General features: G+C 68.0%; 19 protein-coding genes. 8 read left to right on the top strand and 11 right to left on the bottom strand.

Features of this window, described 5'->3' with window-relative positions; translation table 11 throughout:
* Positions 1–13: 13 nt before the first annotated feature.
* From Q9Q79_RS14610 to Q9Q79_RS14635, 6 genes are all read right to left on the bottom strand, one after another.
* Complete coding sequence (locus tag Q9Q79_RS14610) at positions 14–352, bottom strand: MGMT family protein (protein ID WP_224119427.1); 339 nt, start codon at positions 350–352, stop codon at positions 14–16.
* Entirely contained in the window at positions 349–1269 is a 921-nt protein-coding gene (locus Q9Q79_RS14615) for a DMT family transporter (RefSeq protein ID WP_024956342.1), read from the bottom strand. The genes Q9Q79_RS14610 and Q9Q79_RS14615 overlap by 4 nt, the downstream gene beginning before the upstream one ends.
* A gap of 118 nt (positions 1270–1387) precedes the next feature.
* Positions 1388–2746, bottom strand: coding sequence for a glutathione-disulfide reductase (gene gorA, locus Q9Q79_RS14620; protein WP_201861800.1), 1359 nt, complete (start codon positions 2744–2746; stop codon positions 1388–1390).
* On the bottom strand, positions 2743–3993 hold the full coding sequence (locus Q9Q79_RS14625) for an FAD-dependent oxidoreductase (RefSeq protein ID WP_012480913.1): 1251 nt from the start codon (positions 3991–3993) through the stop codon (positions 2743–2745). The genes gorA and Q9Q79_RS14625 overlap by 4 nt, the downstream gene beginning before the upstream one ends.
* A 3-nt stretch (positions 3994–3996) precedes the next feature.
* Positions 3997–5241, bottom strand: coding sequence for a DUF418 domain-containing protein (locus tag Q9Q79_RS14630; protein WP_024956344.1), 1245 nt, complete (start codon positions 5239–5241; stop codon positions 3997–3999).
* Positions 5242–5340: 99 nt separating this feature from the next.
* The gene (locus Q9Q79_RS14635; RefSeq protein ID WP_012480915.1) at positions 5341–5823 is read right to left on the bottom strand and encodes a peptidylprolyl isomerase; all 483 of its coding nucleotides are present in this window, start codon (positions 5821–5823) and stop codon (positions 5341–5343) included.
* Positions 5824–5896: 73 nt separating this feature from the next.
* Between Q9Q79_RS14635 and Q9Q79_RS14640 the strand changes: the two genes are divergently transcribed.
* Positions 5897–6475, top strand: coding sequence for a C40 family peptidase (locus Q9Q79_RS14640; RefSeq protein WP_005410516.1), 579 nt, complete (start codon positions 5897–5899; stop codon positions 6473–6475).
* 131 nt (positions 6476–6606) lie between these two features.
* Entirely contained in the window at positions 6607–7380 is a 774-nt protein-coding gene (locus Q9Q79_RS14645) for a C40 family peptidase (protein WP_024958892.1), read from the top strand.
* A gap of 426 nt (positions 7381–7806) precedes the next feature.
* Here the strand turns inward: Q9Q79_RS14645 and Q9Q79_RS14650 are convergent, their stop codons facing one another.
* Positions 7807–9141: a dicarboxylate/amino acid:cation symporter gene (locus Q9Q79_RS14650; protein ID WP_005410518.1), complete on the bottom strand. Its 1335-nt coding sequence runs from the start codon at positions 9139–9141 to the stop codon at positions 7807–7809.
* Positions 9142–9294: 153 nt separating this feature from the next.
* Here Q9Q79_RS14650 and Q9Q79_RS14655 point away from each other — a divergent pair, with 153 nt between their 5' ends.
* The 5 genes from Q9Q79_RS14655 to Q9Q79_RS14675 all read left to right on the top strand — a co-directional run bounded on the left by Q9Q79_RS14655 (position 9295) and on the right by Q9Q79_RS14675 (position 14541).
* Positions 9295–11001, top strand: a complete 1707-nt coding sequence (locus Q9Q79_RS14655; RefSeq protein ID WP_201861802.1) for an alkaline phosphatase — start codon at positions 9295–9297, stop codon at positions 10999–11001.
* A complete protein-coding gene (locus tag Q9Q79_RS14660; RefSeq protein ID WP_201861804.1) occupies positions 10998–11543 on the top strand; it encodes a WG repeat-containing protein in 546 nt (181 codons plus the stop codon). The genes Q9Q79_RS14655 and Q9Q79_RS14660 overlap by 4 nt, the downstream gene beginning before the upstream one ends.
* A 546-nt stretch (positions 11544–12089) precedes the next feature.
* Positions 12090–13376 (top strand): tRNA lysidine(34) synthetase TilS, encoded by a 1287-nt coding sequence (gene tilS, locus Q9Q79_RS14665; RefSeq protein WP_201864079.1) that lies wholly within the window; start codon positions 12090–12092, stop codon positions 13374–13376.
* A gap of 36 nt (positions 13377–13412) precedes the next feature.
* Positions 13413–13673, top strand: a complete 261-nt coding sequence (locus Q9Q79_RS14670) for an exodeoxyribonuclease VII small subunit (protein WP_005410522.1) — start codon at positions 13413–13415, stop codon at positions 13671–13673.
* Entirely contained in the window at positions 13663–14541 is an 879-nt protein-coding gene (locus Q9Q79_RS14675) for a farnesyl diphosphate synthase (protein ID WP_033835318.1), read from the top strand. Before Q9Q79_RS14670 ends, Q9Q79_RS14675 begins: the two co-directional genes overlap by 11 nt.
* Before the next feature lie 81 nt (positions 14542–14622).
* On the opposite strand, the gene Q9Q79_RS14680 is transcribed toward Q9Q79_RS14675, so the two are convergent.
* On the bottom strand, positions 14623–14997 hold the full coding sequence (locus tag Q9Q79_RS14680; protein WP_005410524.1) for a DUF4870 domain-containing protein: 375 nt from the start codon (positions 14995–14997) through the stop codon (positions 14623–14625).
* An 87-nt stretch (positions 14998–15084) separates the two neighbouring features.
* Complete coding sequence (gene pmbA, locus Q9Q79_RS14685; RefSeq protein ID WP_005414120.1) at positions 15085–16452, bottom strand: metalloprotease PmbA; 1368 nt, start codon at positions 16450–16452, stop codon at positions 15085–15087.
* 68 nt (positions 16453–16520) lie between these two features.
* Between pmbA and yjgA the strand changes: the two genes are divergently transcribed.
* Positions 16521–17108, top strand: coding sequence for a ribosome biogenesis factor YjgA (yjgA, locus tag Q9Q79_RS14690; RefSeq protein ID WP_012480922.1), 588 nt, complete (start codon positions 16521–16523; stop codon positions 17106–17108).
* 41 nt (positions 17109–17149) lie between these two features.
* Here the strand turns inward: yjgA and tldD are convergent, their stop codons facing one another.
* Together tldD and Q9Q79_RS14700 are read right to left on the bottom strand one after the other, a co-directional pair.
* Positions 17150–18595, bottom strand: coding sequence for a metalloprotease TldD (tldD, locus tag Q9Q79_RS14695; RefSeq protein WP_012480923.1), 1446 nt, complete (start codon positions 18593–18595; stop codon positions 17150–17152).
* Between the two features lie 60 nt (positions 18596–18655).
* Entirely contained in the window at positions 18656–22510 is a 3855-nt protein-coding gene (locus tag Q9Q79_RS14700) for a YhdP family protein (protein WP_180872604.1), read from the bottom strand.
* Between the last annotated feature and the right edge of the window lie 20 nt (positions 22511–22530).

The raw sequence follows: 22530 nt of genomic DNA on the forward strand, positions 1-22530 counted from the left end.
TCGCCAGCGGTGCTCATCCCGGGCCCCACACAGCGGCATCCAGTGCCGCTGCCGGATCAGCCGCCGGCATCCGCACCCGGCCGTTCTCCACCACTACGCCCTCCGCGCGCAACCGCTGTGACTGCTCGCGCCATCCGGCCGACCCTTCTTCCATGGCAATTCGCCCATCCGAGCGCAGCACGCGGTGCCAGGGCAGGTCCGGGTCGTCGTTCTGGCCCAGGATGCGCGCGGTCAGGCGTGCACGCCCGGGCAGGCCCGCGCGCATCGCCACCTGGCCGTAGCCCATCACCTGGCCCACGGGGATCGCGCGGATCACCGCCAGGATGCGCGCACGCGCCTGCTCCGGTGTCAGCGCCGCAGGCGGGTCACCAGCAGTACGCCGATCAGTACCAGCACGGTGCCGGCGATCTGCGCCGGTCCCATCGGTTCGTCGAGCAGCCATAGGCTCATCACGATGGTGGAAACAGGGCCCAGCATACCGACCTGCGCGGCCAGCGACGAACCCACGCGCTGCACCGCCAGCATGATCGCCAGCACCGGCAGCACCGTGCACGCGGTGGCATTGACCAGCGACAGCCATTGCACTGGCGCCGGTGCCTGCCACAGCAACGGCAGCGGATGGGTCACCGCGAAATGCAGCAGCACCAGCACGCTGGCCACGCAGCTGGCATAGGCGGTCAACCGCACCGCGCCGATGCGTGCGACCACCTGCCCACTGCCGAACAGGTACAGCGCGTAGCTGAGCGCACTGCCCAGTACCAGCAGGCTGCCGACGATGATCTGCCCGCCCTCGCGCTGCAGATCGTGGCCGAAGGCGAGCAGCACGCCGAGGTAACTCAGCACCAGCGCGCCGATCTGCCACCGACCCGGCCGCTGGCGCGTCAGCAGCACGTTGATCAGCAGCACCAGGGTCGGGTTCAAGTAAAGAATCAGGCGCTCAAGGGTCACGCTGATGTACTGCAGGCCCTGGAAGTCGAGCAGACTGGACAGGTAGTAGCCGGTGAAGCCCAGCCACAACACGCGGGCACGGTCGGCCCAGGACAGCGGCTCGGCCCGGCGCGCGGCCCACAGTGCCATCAGCACGAACAGCGGTAGCGCCATCAGCATGCGCAGGGCGAGCAGCGTGGTGGCATCCACGCCGTGACGCAGGCCGAGCTTGACGATGATGGCCTTGCCGGAGGCGGCGATGGCGCCGATCGCGGCCAGGCCGATGCCTCCCAGCGCGATGCGTGGGGAAGCGGTGGCGATACGGGAAGCGGGGCTGGACATCAGGACGACGGCGGGCCGCACGGGGCGGCCAGGGAAGGCGCAAGGGCGTCCATTGTCGCATGGGTGCGCCTGGTGACCTGGAGAGCCGAGCATAGGCTCGGCTCTAGAACCGTCCAGCTCAGCGCATCAGCACCACTTCCTCGGCCGAGGTCGGGTGGATCGCCACGGTGTCGTCGAACTGGGCCTTGGTCGCGCCCATCTTCACCGCCACCGCAAACCCCTGCAGGATCTCGTCGGCCGCTTCGCCCAGCAGGTGGATGCCCACCACCCGTTCTTCCGGACCAGCACAGACCATCTTGAACAGGCTGCGCTGGGTGCCATTGGCCAGCCCCTGCAGCATCGGACGGAAACGGCTGTGGTAGACGCTCACCTGATCGAACCGCGCGCGCGCCTCTTCTTCGCTCATGCCCACCGCGCCCAGCGGTGGATGCGAGAACACCACGCTGGCCACGTTCTCGTAATCCATCTTCGACTGCGGGCGGCCACCGAACAGGCGGTCCATCAGCCGCCGCGAAGCGGCCACCGCCACCGGGGTCAGGCCGACCTTGCCAGCGATGTCGCCCACCGCGTGCACGCTCGGCACACACGTGGTCTGCCATTCGTCCACCTGCACCTGCTGGTGTTCGCCGATACCGATGCCGAGCGCTTCCAGGCCCAGATCGCGGCTGTTGCCACGGCGGCCGGTGGCAAAGAACACCGCGTCGAACACGCTGTCGAGCGGGCCATCATGGCCGAATGCACGTACGCGTTCGCCATCGCGCTGCAGTTCGCGCAGGCGATAGCCGAAATGGATGCGCACGCCCTGCTGCTTCAGGTTCTCGGCCAGCTGATCGGTCAGCTCGTAATCGAAGCGATCCAGCAGCCGCTGGCCACGCACCAGCAGGCTCACCTTGCTGCCCAGTGCCTGCAGCAGGCCGGCCAGCTCCACCGCGATGTAACCGCCACCGATGATCGCCACCTCGGCCGGTGCGGCGCGCAGATCGAAGAAATCATCGGAGACCAGGCCCAGTTCGGCACCGGGGATGTCAGGCCGCAGCGGGTGCGCGCCGGTGGCGATCAGGATATGTTCAGCGCTGTAACGCACGCCATCGCTGCAGGCCACGGTATGCGCATCGAGCAGATGACCGCGCGCCGGAACGCGCACCACGCCGGTTTCGTCCAGGCGCTTGTGGTAGCTGGTGTGGATGTTGCTGATGTAGGCCTGGCGATGGATCACCAGCTCCTTCCACGACAATGCCGGGCGTGCCTTGACATCGAAACCCATCGCACTGGCCAGGCCGATGCGCTCGTGCAGGTCGGCCGCCAGCCACATGGCCTTCTTCGGCACGCAGCCGACGTTGACGCAGGTCCCGCCCAGTTCACCAGGCTCCAGCAGCGCCACGCGCTTGCCGTGCTGCGCGGCGCGGATCGCGCCAGCCAGGCCGGCGGAACCACCGCCAAGGACGATCAGGTCGTAATCATAGGGTGCAGTGCTCATCGGAATCGCTCGGGTCGGTAAGGGGCAGGATCGATCGCCGGCGTGCGGCCGCAGACGAGATCGGCGATCAGCTGGCCGGTGCCGGCGCTCATGCTGATGCCGAGCATGCCATGCCCCGCTGCAAGCCAGACGTGAGGATGCGCGGGCGCGCGGCCGATCAACGGCACGTCGTCCACGCTCATGGGGCGCCACCCGCACCACTGCTCCTGCAGCCGCGCACCACGTGGCGCGCGCAGGTAGTGGTCGGCGGCCTGCTGCAAGGCCTGCAGGCGGGTCGTGCGCAGCTGCGGATCGGCACCGGCGAATTCCATGGTGCCGCCCAGCCGCAGCGCTTCGCGCCAGGCGATCACGAACACGGAATGGTCCTTCAGCACGACTGGACGCTGCGGCACCTGCGCCGGTCGTGACCAGGTCAGCGAGTAGCCCTTGCCGGGTTGGATCGGCACGCGCAGATCCAGTTGCCGCGCCCAGCGCGGTGACCACGGCCCGGTCGCCAGCACCAGCTCGCGCGCCTGCAGCATGCGTTCACCGGCACGCACGCGCACACCCTGCGCGTCGGCGCTGAAAACCTCCACGTCCGACTGTTCTTCGATCACCACGCCCTGTGCGCGCAGCACGCGCGCCAGTTCGGCGGTGTAGCGGTCCGGACGCAGCTGGGCATCGCCGGGGAAGTGGATCGCACCGGCAAGGCGATCATGGAACGCCGGATTGTCGCGCGCGTAGTCGGTGCCATCGATGCGCGCCGAGGCAATGCCCTGTGCGTTCAGCGCCTCACACTCGGCAGCGTGGTGATCGAAATTGCGGGCGTCACCGAACACATAGTCCAGACCGCGCGCCTCGAACTCGCAGTCCAGCGCATGCGTCTGCACCCACTGCGCCAGGCGCAGCCGTGAATCATTCAACAATGCGCCGCGTGCCCGCGTGGCGTGCAGCCAGTCGCGTGCGTTGCAGCGCGCCCCGAACTGCAGCAGCCAGCGCCACAATGCTGGGTCCAGGCGTGTACGCACGTACAGCGGCGCACGCGGATCGAGCATCCAGCGCAGCGCGCGCAACGGCACGCCGGGCGCTGCCAGCGGTGGCGCGTGGCTGGGGGTGATGGTGCCGCAGTTGCCATGCGAAGTCGCGCCGCCGACACGCCCACGGTCGATCACGCGTACCTGCCGGCCCTGTGCACGCAGCGCGAGTGCGGCAGCCAGTCCAATGGCACCGGCGCCGACCACGATCACATCCTCGCGCGCGCCCTGCATCGATCAGCCCTGGCCGGCCTCGCGCCGCATCGGCGGCCACTGCCGATAGGTCATCGCGCGCCACAGCCATTCCATCGGCCCAAAGCGGAAGCGGCGCAGCCATACGTGCGAGATGCCCACCTGCACGGTGAACAGCAGCAGCGCGAACATCAACTGCACGCTGCGTGGCATCGTTTCGAACGCGCCCAGGCCGTAGTGGTAGAACAGCCAGGTGCACAGCAGCGACTGGCCGAGGTAATGGGTCAACGCCATGCGCCCGACCGGTGCCAGCCAGCCCAGCCGCGCGCGGCAGTGTACGATCCAGGCCAGGTAACCCAGGCACATCGGCAGGCCGCCGATCGTCACCAACGCCATCGCCGCCGTAACCGGCAGATCGTAAGCGCCCGGCGCCAGATACGGCTTCCAGGCAACACCCAGCAGCGTGACCAGCAGGCCGAAGGGCAGCGCCCCCCAACGCAACACCGCATACAGCCGCGGGAAGCGATCCGGCGTGGCCAGCGCGCCGCTGCCGGCAAACCAGCTGCCGATCAGGAACATGCCCAGCACTTCCGGGCCGGTGATCAGCATCGCCCCCATCGACGTGCCGAACTCGCTCAGCCGCTGCGCATTGGCCTGCATCCAGCTGCCCTGCCCGTACACCAGGCGCTGCAGATCGATGCTCTGCTGCGCGTCGGTGAGCATCTTCCGCACGTCCTCCGCCGAAGCCATCGACACCATCGCGCCGACCAGCAGCATCATCGCCACACCGCCGAGATAGACCGTTACACCCATCCACGGCAGCCAGCTGCGCGGCGCCTCGCGGCAGGCCAGCAACGGCAACGAGACCAACGCGTACATCACCAGGATGTCGCCGGACCAGACCAGCAGCGCGTGGCACAGACCGATCAGCAGCAGGCCAGCGCTGCGGCGCAGGTAGAACGGGGTGAAGTCACGCCCGGCCGCCTCGGCACGCTGCGCCATCACCGCGAAGCCGGCGCCGAACAGCAACGAGAACAGGGTGAAGAACTTGCCCTGCACGAACACGTAGACAAAGGCATCGGCCCAGTAGTCAATACCCTGCCAATGCACGTCGATGCCGGTGAAGGCCAGGTCCAGCGGTCCGCTGAAGGCCTCGATGTTCATCAGCAGGATGCCCAGCAGCGCAGCACCGCGCAGCACGTCCAGCACGGCGATGCGTTCGCCGGAAGCCACCGGCTGCAGGGAAGGAGAAGCGGCGTTCACGGGGCGTCCGTCGGGCAGGTCCGCCATTATGCCGCCGGCCCGCGTGCCATGGATGGCCGCGCCGTGTTCCAGAAACGCAATGGCCCGCCGAAGCGGGCCGTTGCTGCCATCATGATCGCGCTGCGATCAGTGGTGGTGACCGCCGTCGCCGTGGACGTGGCCGTGGTCGATCTCTTCCTTGCCGGCTTCGCGCACATCGACGATTTCCACGTCGAAGTGCAGGTCCTTGCCGGCCATCGGATGGTTCAGGTCGACGTCGACGACGCTCATGCCGACCTTCTGCACGGTCACCGCACGCGGGCCGAAGTTGGTCTGCAGCACGACCTGCTGGCCCGGAGCCAGCTTGGTGTTGCCGAAATGCTTCTTCGGCACGCGCTGGGACAGGCCCTCGCGGCGCTCGCCGTAGGCATCGGCTGCGTTGACGTCAACGCTGAAGGTCGCGCCGGCTTCCTTGTCCATCATGGCGTTTTCCAGGCCCGGGATGATGTTGCCGTGGCCGATCAGGATCGCCAGCGGCTCGCCGCGGTCCTTGGACGATTCGATCGGCTCCTGGCCGACTTCGGAAACGGTGTAGTGGAAGCGGACAACGCGGTCTTTTTCGATCTTCATGCGCAACTCTGTCTGGATCTGCCGGAGGCAGGCGGGTTGGGGCGGGTTGTCGCCCGGCGGGGACGCCGCCATCATGACGGCCAATCCCAAGGTGGCGCATTATCCGGAGAACATGCACATCACGCCAGTTTCGTCCGGCCTGCGCCGGCTCCTCGCCCCGGCCCTGCTGCTGGCCCTGCCCGTGCTGATGACCGCCTGCGGCGGCGGCAAGGCCACCCGCCCCGCTCCGCCCCCGCCGACCGCGAACTGGCCGAAGACCGTGCCGGACAACCCCGAGGCGGCCAACTCGGTGCTGATGCGTGCCATCAGCCTGGTCGGCACCCCCTACCGCTATGGCGGCAACACCCCGGATTCCGGCTTCGACTGCAGCGGCCTGGTGGCCTATGTCTATCGCGAGATGCTGGACCTGAAACTGCCGCGCACCTCGCGCGACCTGGCGGCGGTACAGGGTCCGAAGATCGATCCGCAGCGCCTGGCCACCGGCGACCTGGTGTTCTTCGGCAGCCGCGGCAGCGTCACCCATGTCGGTATCTATGTCGGTGAAGGGCGTTTCGTGCATGCGCCGAGCACCGGCGGCACCGTGCGCCTCGACTCGCTCAGCGGTCCCTACTGGAAGGACCACTACACAGGGGCGAAACGCGTCCTTCGCTAAAATGAACAGGCGATATGTTCAAAACTGTGACGAACATCACCGTGCAACTAACGAATTACTAACGGAATTTTTAACTTATCCGCGCTTTTACAGGGCATGATGCCCCATCGTTTTTTTCCTGTGACCGACGCGTGACGACTGACGACCTGAAAAGCGAAGGCCAGACTTCCGTATCTTCACGTAGTGCCCGCCCGCTGTTGCTTGGCCTGGCACTGTGTCTGACCAGCCTTCCGGCCTGGTCGCAGACTGCTCCGAACCGTTCCGATGTGACCCCGGGCCCGGTGGCCGAGAGCACCGCCCGACCGGCCGCCAAGGCCGAGGCTGCCGCTCCGCAACGCAGCCGCGTCGACGCCGCCGCCAGCGCTACCCTGGCCGCCCTGCTGCCTCACCTTGCCGCCAACGACACCATTCCGCTGATGGACCGCTCGGCCGTGGTGGCCGGTGACCTCAGCCGCCTCCTCGCCAACTACGACACCAGCAGCGCTGCCAATGGCAGCGTTGTCGGCACCGCGGCCGACAATGGCAAGGTGCAGTCGCTGCTGCGTCGCGCGATGACCCTGCTGGGCACCCCATACCGTTGGGGCGGCAGCAACCCGGACAGCGGCTTCGACTGCAGTGGTCTGGTCGGCTACGTGTTCCGCTCGGCCCTGGGCATTGAGCTGCCGCGCGTCTCGCGCGAAATGGCACATGACGACAACGCCGAACTGATCAACGACCGCACCGCGCTGGCCGCCGGTGACCTGGTGTTCTTCGGCCGCAAGGGCCGCGTCGATCACGTCGGCATCTATGTGGGTGATGGCCGCTTCCTGCACGCACCGAGCTCGGGCAAGGACGTGCGCGTGGACACCCTGCTCAGCGGCTACTGGGGCAACAAGTTCATGCAGGCCCGCCGGGTCGATCTCTGATCTGGCCGGTTGGCGCTACCACGCCGCCTGACACGAGAAAGCCGCTGCCCTGCAGCGGCTTTTTTGTTAGGCCCGCGCAATGGTGGGTAGCTGCCGATCTTGGTCGGCATCGCCTTCATCCACGCAGGGCTTGGATCTACCGACCTCTGGTGGGTACCGACCTCTGGTGGGTACTGACCTCTGGTGGGTACTGACCTCTGGTGGGTACTGACCTTTGGTGGGTACTGACCTTTGGTGGGTACTGACCTTTGGTGGGTACTGACCTTCGGTGGGTACTGACCTTTGGTGGGGGCCGACCGTTGGTCGGCACCGCCTCCATCCACGCATGGCGTGGATCTACCAGACCCGGCATGACCGCCACCGCGCCAGCCAGCTCCCAAACAAAAAGCCCGCCGTTCAGGGCGGGCCTTTCGTCTCCACACACCCTCAGCCGCGTGGCGGCGTCGGATCGGGGTCGTCCACACCCACATTGCTGGACGGATTGTCATACACCGCCTGGTCGAGCAGCCCGGTTTCCTTGGCCACGATCACCGGCACCAGCATCTGGCCGGTCACGTTCGTCATCGTGCGCATCATGTCGAGGATGCGGTCGATGGCATACAGGTAGCCGATCGTCTCCAACGGCAGGTTGGCCGCGCTCAGCACCACCGTAGCCATGATCACCGCGGTACCCGGAACACCGGCCGTACCGAAGCTGCCCAGCACCGAAGCAATCAGCACCACCACGTACTGTTCAGGGGTCAGCGGCACACCGCTGTACTGCGCGATGAACACCGCGCACAGCGCCGGGTAGATGGCACCGCAGCCGTCCATCTTGATGCTGGCGCCCAGCGGCACCGCAAACGAACCGTAATCCTTGTTCACGCCCAGGTTGTGGGTGATCGAACGCAGTGCCACCGGCATCGCCGCGAAGCTGGAAGAGCTGACGAACGCAACCTGCATGCCCGGCGCCGCACCACGGAAGAACTTCAGCGGGTTCAGTCCGTGCGCCAACAACAGTGCGCTGTAGACCACCACGATGTGCAGGGCGCAGGCCACGTACAGGGCCAGCACGAAATGCCCCAGCGGCAGCAGCTTCTCGAACCCGTAGCTGCCGACCAGGCCGGCGATCAGGCCAAAGGTGCCGATCGGGGTGACTTCCAGCACGAAGCGGGTCACCTGGATCATGATGTCGCTCATCTGGCCGACCAGCTTGCGCGCCTCGGTCACCTTCTCGCCGAGCTTGACGATGGCGAAGCCGACCAGGCCAGCGAAGAAGATGACCGGCAGGATCGAGCCACGGCCGGCGGCCAGCACGGTTTCGCCGGCCGCGTTGACCTTGGTGCCGATACCAGACAGCGCATAGAAGACATTGGCCGGTACCACGTCCAGCAGCACCTGCACCACGCTGGGCACTTCGCGCGGCACGTAATTGCTGGCCATCGTCAGCTGCAGGCCACCGGCGCCGGGCTGCAGCACGGTGCCCACGCCCAGTCCGACGCACACCGCCAACGCAGCGGTGATCACGAACCACAGGAAGGTGCGGCCACTGAGCGCGGCAACCGACTTCTGGCCGTGCAGCGACGAGATCGCATTGATCACCGCGAAGAACACCAGCGGCACCGCGATCATCTTGATCAGGGTGACGTACAGCTCGCCAAGCGGGCCGAACCACGTTTCCGCGGCCGGGCCGAGCGCCCAGCCGGCCAGCGCGCCGAGCACGAAGCCACCGACCACGCGCTGCCAGAATGGAATCCGCAGCCAGGCAGAGACCAGCTTCATAGGCAATCCAGAGGGAAGGAAGGGATGTTGGCACGATAGCCCATCAACGGCTGGGGAACGACCGCCCGACCGGCAAATCAGTGTGTCATCGGCGTGCCTTGCGAGGGCGGGCATAATGAACGTCCCGTTACAGTTTGTGAGATCCCAGCGTCCATGCGCCGTTCCGTCTCCCTGTTGGCCGCCTGCGCCACCACCCTGCTGCTGGGCGCCTGCGCCAGCACCACCCCCGCCACTGCCCCGGCCAGCCTCAAGGTCGCCGTCGACCCCGTCGCCCACCCGGCCGGCGAGACCCCGCAGTGGTGGTACCGCAGTGGCGCCGCCCAGGCCGCCGCCAACGGTGCGATGTCCGGCAAGGCCAAGAACGTCATCCTGTTCCTCGGCGACGGCATGAGCCTGACCACCGTGGCCGCCTCGCGCATCTACGAGGGCCAGCGCAAAGGTGGCTCCGGTGAAGAGAACCTGCTGTCCTGGGAGCGCTTCCCGGCCACGGCATTCAGCAAGACCTACAACACCGATTCGCAGACGCCCGATTCGGCCGGCACCATGACCGCCATCACCACCGGCGTGAAGACCCACATGGGTGCGATCGGCGTCAGCGCCGGCAGCCGGACCGACTGTGCCGACAGCCTGTCCAAGGGCCTGCTGACCTGGCTGCAGCTGGCCGACAGCGCCGGTCTGGCTACCGGCGTGGTCTCCACCGCGCGCCTGACCCATGCCACCCCGGCCGCCACCTACGCGCACTCGCCCGAGCGCAACTGGGAAAACGACACCGACCTGACCGAAGCGGCCAAGGCGGCCGGCTGCAAGGACATCGCCCAGCAGCTGCTGTCGACCTCACGCTATGGTCGCGGCCCCCTGGTCGCCCTCGGTGGCGGCCGCGGTGAATTCACCACCGTGGAAGAGCGCGATCCGGAATACGACGACAAGGTCGGCCAGCGCCTGGATGGCCGCAGCCTGGTGCAGGAATGGCAGCAGGCGCACCCGCAGGGTGCCTACGTGTGGAACAGCAAGCAGCTGGCCGCCGCCGCCAACGCACCGGCCATCCTCGGCCTGTTCGAGCCGGACCACATGCGCTACGAGTACGAGCGCCCGCAGGATCCGGGCGGCGAGCCGAGCCTGGCCGAACTGACTGCCGCAGCGATCAAGAATCTGTCGAAGCACCAGGAAGGCTACGTGCTGATGATCGAAGGCGCGCGCATCGATCACGCCAACCACAGCGGCAATGCCTACCGTGCACTGACCGAGACCGTGGCCCTGTCCGACGCAGTGCGCGTGGCCAACGAACTGACCTCCGCCGACGACACCCTGATCATCGTCACCGCCGACCACTCGCACACGCTGAATTTCGTCGGCTACCCGGCACGTGGCAACCCGATCCTGGGCAAGGTCAAGGACAAGGGCGGCGAAGACGGCGCCGGCAAGCTGGACTACGCCCTGGACGGCACCGGCCAGCCGTACACCACGCTGAGCTACGCCAACGGCCCGGGCCATACCGGCAGCAGCAACCAGCAGCCGGCCGGCCCGAAGCGTTACCCGCACAACCCGAGCAGCTTCGAACCGGCCAACGGCCGCCCGAACCTGCGCGAGGTCGACACCGAGCATCCGGACTACATGCAGGAAGCGCTGGTGCCGATGAAGTCCGAATCGCACGGTGGCGAGGACGTCGGCATCTGGGCACGCGGCCCGGGCAGCAAGGCGATCCGCGGCACGCTGGAACAGAACGCGATCTATCACATGATCGTGCAGGCCACCCCGGCCCTGCGCGAGCGCCTGTGCCAGGCCGGCACCTGCGATGACAAGGGCGTGCCGGTGCAGCTGCCGGCACCGACCGCGTTCGAGCGCAAGGCCGAGGCCAAGTGATCGCACGGCAGGCCGGCCCTGACGCTGCCAGCGGCCGCTTCGCGCGGTCGCTGGCCCTGCTTGGCGTGCTGGTCAGCGCCACTGCAGCGGCACAGGCACCGGCATGCAAGCTGCTGACCGACGAACACGGGTTGTGGCCACTGCCCAACTGCGAGGTGATCGATCACCGGCCGAAGATCAGCGCCGACACGCTGAAGGACCTGAATTACGACGACCACGGCCTGGCAGTGGTGTACGCCGACCAGGGTTTCCACTACGTCGACCGCAAGGGCCGCAGCCTGCCGGTGCTGACCTGGGACAACGGCCCGGAAACGCCGCAGGAAGGCCTGCTGCGCGCCCGCGTCGGCAACCGCGTGGGCTACTTCGACCTGACGTTCCGCCAGGTGGTGCCCGGCACCTTCGATTTCGCATGGCCGTTCCAGGACGGCGTGGCCGAGGTCTGCAATGGTTGCCGTCGTGGTACGCCGGATGCCGATGGCCACACGCCGATGGAAGGCGGAGAGTGGTTCCGCATCGACCGTTCGGGTCGTCGGGTGAAGTAGGGTTTTCGGCAGGGCTGCGCCCTGCACCTGCCGAAGCCGAAGCCAAATCAAGATCAAAAGCGGCTCTGGTTTTCTGTGAGTTGGGCGGGGCGGTGTGGGTGGTCAGGACACGCCGTAAACCCGTCCATGGGGGCTCGATGGCGCCATCCATGGCGCCAACGGTCCTGCCCACCCACACCGCCCCACCCCCGACAGATTTCCGATGACGGTTGGACCATCCACGCCCTGCGTGGATGAAATCTGTCAAATATCGAAATAAATCGGGGTCAGATCCGTTTTCCGCAGGAAAACGGATCTGACCCCAAGAGCAATTCCGACAGTTCGCAGGAAACTGTCGAAGGCGGGGTGGGTCCGGTGGCGGGGGTGTCCGCGGCATGGATGCCGCGGCCAAGCCCCCAGGGACGGGTTTACGGCGTCCCCCACCACCGGACCCACCCCGCCAACCTTCAGGAAACCAGCTTCTGCCGTTGCTGTTGCTGTTGCTCTGGCTCGTAGCGGGTGCAGGGCGCAGCCCTGCCAAGTAAACCCCACCCTATACTTGCCACCGTGACTGCCTTCCCTGCCCTCGTTCCGCTGGATGCGCCGCTGCTGGTGGGCTACAGCGGTGGCGTCGACTCCACCGTGCTGCTGCACTGGCTGTGGCGCTGCGCACAGACTTCCGGCACCGCCCTGCGCGCGGTGCACGTGCATCACGGCCTGCAACCCGATGCGGATGACTGGGTGCTGCACTGCCAGCAGCAATGCGACGCCTGGGGCATTGAGCTGGCCGTGCACCGCGTGCAGGTCGAGAACGGCACAGGCCTGGGCACCGAAGGTGCCGCGCGACAGGCACGACGTGCCGCGTTCGCGGCTGAGCTGCGCGAAGGCGAAACGCTGGCACTGGCGCAGCACCAGGACGACCAGGCCGAGACCTTCCTGTTGCGCGCCCTGCGCGCTTCCGGCGTCGATGGCCTGGCGGCGATGTCCACGCACAGCCGCCTTGGCGAACATCCCTTGTGGCGCCCGCTGCTGGCGGTACCACGCAGTGCACTGCTCGACTACGCGCGCCAGCACGCGCTGCGCTGGATCGAAGACCCCAGCAACGCGGAAGACCACGCCGATCGCAACTTCCTGCGCCTGCAGGTGTTGCCGTTGCTGCGCCAGCGCTGGCCGCATGCGGCTGCAGCATTGGCGGGCAGCGCGACGCATTGCCGGCAGACCCGCGAACTGCTGGACGAGGAAGACGCCGAGCTGATCGCGCATCTGGAAGTGGCACCGCGCGTGCTGTCACTGGAACTGCTGCGCCAGATGTCGCCGCGCCGCGCAGCACGCGTGCTGCGCGCGTGGGTGCTGGGCCATGATGCGGCACCGTTGCCGGCCTCGGTGTTGCAGCAGGCGCTGGAGGAGCTGTTGCCGGCCGACACCGACCGCCAGGCGCGTGTGCGCTGGCAGCAGCACGTGATCCAGCAATGGCGCGACCACGCCTATCTGCTGCCGGCCCGGCTGCCCTCGCTGCCCCTCGACTGGCAGGCCGAGTGGGATGGCCGTGCACCGCTGCCATTGCCCGACGGTGGCCAGCTGAGCCTGCTGGGCGCCGGCGCTTTCGAACAGCCACTGCAGGTCCGTGCACGCGTGGGCGGCGAGCGCATCCTGCTGCCGGGTCGCCAGCATTCGCACGCGCTGAAGGACTGCCTGCAGCGCGAGCACCTCGCCCCCTGGCGACGCGCGCAGCTGCCGTTGATCTTCGATGGCCCGCAGTTGCTGGCCGCCGCCGACGTGGTCATCGCCGCGCCCTTGCAGGCCTGGTTGCAGGCCAACGAGGCACAGCTGCGGTGGCGTCCCGGCGGCTGGTGAATTGACCCCCGCGCGCGGCCCGTCCACACTTGCCGCATGGCCAAGAAGTCCCCCGAAAACGCCTCCCCCGTCGCCCAATTCGAGCAGTCGCTCGAATCGCTGGAGCAGCTGGTGGAGCAGATGGAAACCGGCGAGCTGAGCCTGGAAGCTTCGCTCAGTGCTTACGAGCGTGGTGTCGGTCTGTACCGCCAGTGCCAGCAGGCGCTGGAGCAGGCCGAACTGCGCGTGCGCCTGCTCAGTGATCCGGCGCAGCCGGAAGCCTCCGAGCCCTTCGACCCGCCCAGCCATGACGGCTGAGGTTCTGTTCGCGCGCTGGCGCGACCGTATCGAAAGCCAGCTCGATGCCGCCCTGCCCTCGCCTGCCGAGGCGCCGCAGCGCCTGCATCAGGCCATGCGCTATTCGGTGCTTGGTGGCGGCAAGCGCATGCGGCCCCTGCTGGTCTACGCCAGTGGTCACCTGTTCGGTGCGCAGCCGGAAAGCCTGGATGCGGCGGCCATGTCCGTCGAGCTGATCCATGCCTATTCGCTGGTGCATGACGACCTTCCGGCGATGGATGACGACGCCCTGCGTCGCGGCAAGCCCACCACCCACGTCGCCTTCGACGAAGCCACCGCGATCCTTGCTGGCGACGCCCTGCAGACCCGTGCCTTCGGCCTGCTGGCCGATGCGCCGCTGCCGGCCACGTTGCGCGTGGCCTGCCTGCAGACTCTGGCCCACGCCTCCGGCGCGTCTGGCATGTGTGGCGGCCAGGCGCTGGACATCGATGCCACCGGCCAGCAGCAGACGCTGGCGGCGCTGACCCGCATGCACGCGCTGAAGACCGGCGCGCTGATCCGCGCGGCAGTGCGCATGGGCGCGCTGTGCGGCCAGGCCCACGAACCGCAGCTGGCCCAGCTCGACAGTTTCGCCGATGCACTCGGCCTGGCCTTCCAGGTCCGCGATGACATCCTCGATGTCGAAGCCAGTTCCGAACAGCTGGGCAAGACTGCCGGCAAGGACCAGGCGCAGGACAAGAGCACCTTCCCCGCCCTGCTTGGCATGGACGGCGCAAAGGCCCAGCTGCACGAGCTCGCAGCGCGCATGCAGTCGATCCTGGCCGGGTATGGCGAGGAAGCCGACGCGCTGCGCGCGCTGGCGACGCTGGCGGTGGAACGCGATCACTGATCGCTGCACGCGGCCCGGCATTCCCCGCACACGAAAACGCCCGGCAGTGCCGGGCGTTTTCAGTTCCGCGTGCGGACGATCCTACTTGATCAGGCGCAGCGCGAACGGGTAGCGATAGGCTTCGCCGTTGTTGGCCTTGACCGCAGCGATGATGCTGAACACCAGGCTGATGATGCCGACGATCGGGGCCAGGAACACGCCGATGATCACGATGGTGAGGATCATGCTGATGACCATGGCGATGGTCACGGTGATCTGGAAGTTCAGGGCTTCCTTGGCCTGGTCGGTCACGAAGGCCTTGCCAGCATCGTCCTTGTTGATCAGCCAGATGATCAGCGCGCCGATGAAGCCGGTGAAGATGCCCAGCAGGTGCGCGGCCAGGGCCATGGTGCGCTGGTCGGCCGGAACGTCGGCGGTGGCCGGTGGCGGCGGCGGGACGTTATCGAATTCACTCACGACAAAACTCCTTTTCATTGGGTGGTCTTGACCAACCAGCACCCAGCTGATTGCGTCAGGCGGGCATAGCTTACGCCATCGACGGCATCAATCATTACCTGCGATGGTCATCCGCCCCAACAGGATCGAACCGGTCCGGATGTGCGAGCGGGGATCGACGTCGCTGCCGACCGCCTCGATGCTGCTGAACATCTCGCGCAGGTTGCCGGCGATGGTGATGCCGTCCACCGGGTACTGGATCTCGCCGTTCTCGACCCGGAAGCCACCCGCGCCACGCGAATAGTCGCCGGTCACGCCGTTCACGCCCTGCCCCATCAGCTCGGTCACCAGCAGGCCATCGCCCATCTGCCGCGCGATGTCCTGCAGCGGGCCGGCATTGGCCGCCAACTGCAGGTTGTGCACGCCACCGGCGTTGGCGGTGGTCTGAAGGCCCAGCTTGCGTGCCGAGTAGCTGCCCAGCACATAGCGCTGCAGCACGCCGTCGCGGACCAGAGCCGAGGCCCGGGTGGCCACGCCGTCGCCATCGAAGGCGGCCGAGCGCAGGCCACGGCGCAGGTGCGGCAGCTCCTCGATCTGCATCCATTCCGGGAACAGGCGTTGGCCAACGCTGTCCAGCAGGAAGCTGGCCTGGCGATACAGAGCACCGCCGGACACCGCCGACAGCAGGTGCCCGACCAGGCTGCGCGCCACTTCCGGGGCGAACAGCACCGGCATGCTGCCGGTGGCCAGCGATCGTGGCTGCAGGCGGGCGACAGTGCGCTCGGCGGCACGACGTCCGACCAGGCCGACGTCCTCCAGGTCCTCGCGAGCCAGCGCACTGGTGTACCAGCCGTCACGCTGCATGCCATCGCCCTGCCCGGCGATCAGCGCACAACCGACCGAATGGTGGGTGCCGCGCTCACGGCCGATGAAACCATGCGAATTGGCATAGACCGACAGGCTCTGCATGCTCGACACCGAGGCGCCGTCGGAATTGCGGATCTGCGCATCGGCCTCACGGCCTGCGGCTTCGCAAGCCAGGGCCAGGTCCACCGCCTCGTCGGCCTGCAGCGCCCACGGGTGCCAGCCGTCCAGGTCCGGGAAGTGGGTGGCCATCAGGGCCGCTTCGGCCAGGCCGGCGGCCGCGTCATCTTCGGTATGCCGGGCGATGGCACAGGCCTGCTCGACCGTGGCCGCCAGGCTGGCCTCGTTCAGGTCGCCGGTGCTGGCGCTGCCCTTGCGTTGGCCGAAATACACAGTGACGGCGATGCCGCGGTCGCGGGTGGACTGCACGGTTTCGACCTCGCCGAGGCGGACATTCACCTCCAGTCCACGGTCTTCGCTGCAGCTGACTTCAGCCTGGCTGGCGCCCAGCGCGCGGGCGCGGTCGAGCAGCTGCTGGGAGAGGTCGGCCAGCCGTTCCAGCCGGGCCGGGCTGTCGTCGCCGACGGCGGCTTCAGGGGCGATCACGTTCAATGCTTTATCCTGTACGGGTTGGGCCCGGCATCACGCCGGGCGACTTTTTTTGAAATCAGGTATGGACGATGCGCGGACGCGACGAAGAAACCGGTGAATTCCACGACAAGAGCCGCAGCCAGAACCGGCGCGACGCGCTCGACGTCCTGGCCCTGGGCGAAAAACTGGTGTCGCTGACACCGGCCCAGCTGGCGCGCCTGCCGATCCCGGAAGACCTGCTGCCGCACATCGCCGAGTGCAAGCGCATCACCGCGCACATCGCCCACAAGCGCCAGCTGGCGTTCCTGGCCAAGCACATGCGCCGCGAAGAAGAAGCCACGCTGGATGCGATCCGCGATGCGCTGGATGCCAACAGCGAAACCGGCCGCCGCGAAGTGGCGATGATGCACCGCGTGGAAGACTGGCGCGAGCGTCTGCTGGCCGAGGGTGACAAGGCGCTGGCTGCACTGCTGGACGACTACCCGCAGGCCGACCGCCAGCAGCTGCGCACGCTGGTGCGCAATGCGCAGGCCGAGAAGGCCAAGAACAAGCCGCCGCGCGCCTACCGCGAGATCTTCCAGGTGCTGCGTGCCCTGATGCTGCCGGCCGCGCTGGGCCTGAAGGCCAGCGCCGAAGACGCCGACCCCGTCGAGAGCGACGAAGCCGACGAGGACTGAGTCCACGCCGGCCGGGGCGGTGGCGCTGGCCATCGCCCGGCTCAGGCCTGGGTACCGCCGACGGTGATGCCCTCGATCAACAGCGACGGCTGGCCGACACCCACCGGCACGCTCTGCCCGTCCTTGCCACAGATACCCACGCCCTCGTCCAGGGCCAGGTCGTTGCCGACCATCCGCACCTTCTGCATGGTTTCCGGACCGTTGCCGATCAGGGTCGCCCCCTTCACCGGCGCGGTGATGCGGCCATCCTCTATCAGGTAGGCCTCGGTGGCCGAGAACACGTACTTGCCGCTGGTGATGTCGACCTGGCCGCCGCCGAAGTTCACTGCATACAGGCCCTTCTTCACCGAGCGGATCATTTCCTGCGGGTCGTGCTGGCCGGCGCGCATGTAGGTATTGGTCATGCGCGGCATGGTCAGGTGCGCGAACGATTCGCGACGCCCGTTGCCGGTCGGTGCCATGCCCATCAGGCGTGCGTTGAGGCTGTCCTGCATGTAGCCGACCAGGATGCCGTCCTCGATCAGCGTGGTGCACTGGCTCGGGTGGCCTTCGTCGTCGATGTTGAGCGAACCGCGACGCCCGTCCAGGGTTCCATCGTCGACGATGGTCACGCCCGGTGCCGCCACGCGTTCGCCGATGCGGCCGGCGTACACGCTGGTGCCTTTGCGGTTGAAGTCGCCTTCCAGGCCGTGGCCGACCGCTTCATGCAGCAGCACGCCGGGCCAGCCAGGTCCCAGTACCACCGGCATCACGCCGGCCGGCGCCGGCACGGCGTCCAGGTTCACCAGCGCCTGGCGCAGGGCCTCGCGCGCAAACGCTTCCGGGCGGCCATCAGCGAACAGTTCCCCGTAGCCATAGCGGCCACCGCCACCGGCATAGCCGGACTCGCGGCGGCCGTTGTGTTCGACGATCACCTGCACGTTCAGGCGCACCAGCGGGCGCACGTCAGCGCCCAGCACGCCGTCGCTGCGCGCGATGAGCACCGTGTCCACGCCGCCGGACAGGCTCACCATCACCTGCTTCACGCGCGGGTCGGCGGCACGCAGGTAGCCGTCCAGGCGCTTCAGCACCTCGACCTTTGCCTCGTTGCCGACGCCATCGATGGGATCCAGCGCCGGATACAGCGCGCGTGAATTACCGCGCAGCAGCGAGCGCCCGGACTGCGCGCCACCCTCGCGCGAAATCGCACGCGCCGACTGCGCCGCGGCCAGCAGCGCGTCGGCATGGATGTCGTCGGAGTAGGCGAATCCGGTCTTCTCGCCGGACATCGCCCGTACGCCCACGCCTTGCTCGATGGAATGGGCGCCGTCCTTGACGATGCCGTCTTCCACGCTCCAGCTCTCGCGGCGGGCGTGCTGGAAATAGAGGTCGCCGAAGTCCACACCGGGGCCGAGCAGCTGGCCGAAGGTGCGCTCCAGGCCAGCGGTATCCAGCCCGCCGGGGCGCAGCAGGCGATCTTGGGCAAGCGTCAGGGCGATATCAGTCATGGTTCTCGATCTGGGGGTGCTGGGGCGCTCAGGCAAGCCCCGTGAACAGGAGGTCCACGCTCAGCGTGAGCGTGGCAGGTCGGTAACGGGCGGCGGAACGGCCGGGGCCGGGCGCGGCGCGGGCGCTGGCGGGGTCTTGTCGCGGCTGCGTTCGATCACTTCCACCTTCGGCTCCTTCCATGGACCGGTCACCTTGTAGGTGCGGGCGCCGATCTCGCCGAGCGGTTTGGACAGTACCGCATTGGTGGCCGCGCCGAGCGCCGCGCCCACCGGGCCACCGGCCACCGCGCCGACCACCGTCAGCAGGTTGCCGGCGCGCGGGTTGACATCGATGGTCTGGTCGAACCGCTGGTTGCGCAGGTCGGCCTGGCCGCGGATGGTGATGTTCGCCGCCGGGCCCTCGATCAGTACCTTGTCGGTGCGGGCCATGCCCTGCCCGAACTGCACGCTGCCGTCGACCTGGTTGAACGCGAAGCCCTTGGAGAAGAAGTCGCGGAAGTCGAACATCAGGCGCCGCGGCAGCTGGGTCACGCTGAGCAGGCCCAGCACACGGCCAGCGCCCGGCTCCAGCTCCAGCAGCTGGCCATTACGCGCGTGCAGATCAAGGCTGCCCTGCAGATTGGCCAGCTGGAAGTCCGACGGCCCCCCGCTCCAGGAGGCCTGCAGCTGCGCCTGGCCAGAGCCGCCACGCAGCTGGCCGCCGTAGTCGAGGTTCTGCATCAGGGCGCCCAGGTCCTCGCTGCGCACCTGCGCGGTCAGCTCGGTGCGGGCACCACCGGTGCGACCCAGCCAGCGACCGCTGATGTCGATCTCCTGATCGGGCGCGCGGAAGCGCAGCTCGTCCACGTTCAGGCCATTGGCCAGCGGCCGCGTACGCAGCACCGCCTGGCCCAGCACCACCTTGCCGAACTTCAGGTCGGCAATGTCCAGCGCGAACGGCGGCAGCTTGGCCGGGTCCATGTCGTTGGCGCCGGCCTGCACCCGGGCTGGCGCGGCCGCGCCCGGCGCCGGCGGCAGCGACTGCCAGTGCACACGGTCGAGTCGGCCACTGATGGTGCCTCCTTCGGCGTTGGGTACGGTCAGGCGACCGGCCAGCGAAGGTCCATCCAGGCGCACGTCCAGCGCCTGCGGTCCCGGCTGCAGCTGCAACCGGGTCTGCTCGAAGACGCCGCCGATCAGCATCAGCTTGCCGACCTGCACGTCCACTGCACGCAGCGGCATGCCGTCATCGTCGTTGCCACCACGGGCCAGACTGATCCACTCCAGCGCATCCAGAGTCGGGCTGCGGCCATTGACGGACAGTCCGCTGGGCGGCGGCTCGCGATCGGCATGGTCGCTGCCCAGGGTGACCTGCACACCGGTGCGGTTGTTGTGGCTGCGCGCGGCCAGGGCCAGACGCTGGCCAAAGGCCACATCGATGCGACCAGCGCCCATCGGCAGCTGCGCGGCCACCGTGGTCGCCAGCGGCTCGGTGGCCGGCTTGTCCAGCGGTGCCGGCAAGTCCAGGCGGGTTCCCACCAGATCCGAACTCAGGCGCAGTTCGCTGGGCGGTGCGGGCGCTCCCGGTGCGACTTTGGGCAGGTTGACCGCGATGGTCCAGGGCGAGTTACCCGCGATATAGGGCTTGAGCCACGCCATTTCCGGGGCGCGGTCAATCAGCACACCGGCGTCGAGGTTGGCCGTCAGCTGGGACTCGAACGCCAGCCTGCTGTCGTGCACGTAGCCGCCGGCACGCAGGCTCAAGCGGCCGTCCTGACCGAGGTGGCGCACCGCCAGTTCCTCGGCACCGAAGCCACCATTGCTGTAGCGCGCCTGCCCATGCATGTTGTCGAAGGCCAGCTGGAAGCGCTTGTCCACCAGCTTCACACCATTGAGGTCGACCGTGCCCTGCAGGTGACCGCCGCCTTCATCGTGGTGCAGCGGCTGCAGCAGGTCGAAGGTCACATGCGCCGGGCCCGCAGCCGTGAGGTTGTCCAGGGTGTCGCCATAGTCCTTGTGCAATGGGCTCTGCCGCAGCATTGCCAGCAGTCTGCCGGCCTCGCTCTGCGCATCGGCACGCACGTACAGCGGCTGCTGCCCGAAGTCCTGGATGCCCGCCTCGAATTTCTGCACCGCTACACCGGCCAGGTCCCCGCGCCCATGCATGTCGAAGCCGGGGCCGATGAAGGCGATATCGGCGTCGACCTGGCGCATCAGCGGCCAGTCGTGCTGGAAGCGGATGTCGCCGTTGGCGATATGGCCGGTGGCCTCGAAGCGGCCATCGTTGTTGTCGAACGGCCAGTCGTCCAGGTCACCGCTGACCAGGCCGATGCCATTGCGCACCTGGCCGCCGGCCAGCGCCATGTCCAGCCAGTCGGTGGCGCCCTTGCTCATCTTGGAGTGGATCCAGAAGCGCTTGGCCGCCGTCATCGGCACATCGTCCAGCTTGGCCGCCAACTGCAGCCAGGGCCGCGTGCCGTCGCCCTGGAACCAGACACCACCGCGCACATCGGCCGCGTAGTCGGTGCCTTCCACGCGCATCGCCGCAGTGCCGATACGCCAGCCACCGGCCTCGTCACGCCAGCCCACGATCTGGCCCGCCAGGTGCAGGTCATGCCGCACGCCGAAGCCGGTGGGCCAGTCGAACTGCAGCTGCCGTTGCGGTTGCAGCTGCAGGCTGAAGCCATCGGCGTCGCCCTCGAAATGTCCCCCCAGGCCGCGCAGACCCGGAGAATTGCCAACGCTGGCAAAGCCCAGCGACTGCAGCTCGCCCTGTGCCCGCAACGGGCCATCACGTTCGCCGGCCAGTTGCAGCTCTCGCACATCCAGCTGCGGTTTGGACAGGAACAACCAATGGCGCAGGCCTGGCTCGAGGCGATCACTCAGCGCCAGCGCACGCAGCGCCGTACCGGCCTGTACTTCGCCGGAACTCACCCGCAGCTGCCTGCCAACCTGCAACTGCAGGCCATCGAGCTGTTGTTCGCCGTCTTCGGTCTTCAAACGAAGGCGCGGTACCTGCAGCGCCCAACCGTCGGCCTGGCGCTGCCAGCGCAGGCGCGCCTGCAAGCGCTGCAGCTGCAACCGCGGCGTTGCCACGTCGGGCATCGGTGCACCGTCGACGCGCACGTCACGCAGGTCCGAATCGGTGGTCAGCGCCACCGGCGCGAAGTCGCGCAGGGTCAGCCACAGGTTCAGCTCACCCTTGCCTTCGCGCAGGCGCACGCCACCAGCTGCCAGCAGCGGCGACCAGGCGTGGAAATCAACAGGATCGGCACCCAGCCAGGCCTGCCCGTTGCCGCGCGCGCGGTCCACGTCCAGCACTGCGGTCAGCGGCAGGGCATCGGTCTGCGCCCAGGCACGCACGCCCACACGCAGGCGGTCGCCATTGACGCGCAGGCGCAGATCGATACGCGGCAGGGTGGTATCGATACCCAGTCCCGGTGCATGCACACCCAAGCGGCCATCGATCACCTGCAGCTCGCCCAGCCGGCGCAGCGCGTCCAGCGGGTCACCGCCCGTGTCTGACTTCGGCAGGCCACGCACCGACCAGCGGCCGTCCTTGCCCTGCTGCAGGTCCAGTGCCAGGCCACGCAGGCGCAGCTCGGTCAGCGAGCGACCAGGCAGCATCCCGCTGTACATCGACACCAGCACTTCGGCCTCGCCGATGGCCAGGCCCTGACCGGCACCGATGCGCAGGCCCTTCAGCTGCAGCAGCGGACCACGCCGGGTCCAGGCCGTCTGCAGCTGGTCGAAATGCACCGGCTGGCCGGCACGTTCACTCAGCCAGGCGGCAATCCTGTCGGGGTGACGCTCGGCCAGCGGCAGCAGCTGGCTGAGGGTACCCACCAGCAGTGCCAGCCCGACCAGGCCTACCGCGCAGGCGGCAATGAAATGACGGCGGATCCTTCGCAGTCGCAGGCGCGGCGGCGCGCTCATCGGCCACCGCCGGCCTGCGG

The sequence above is a fragment of the Stenotrophomonas sp. a6 genome (genome assembly GCF_030913325.1).
Classification (GTDB): domain Bacteria; phylum Pseudomonadota; class Gammaproteobacteria; order Xanthomonadales; family Xanthomonadaceae; genus Stenotrophomonas; species Stenotrophomonas maltophilia.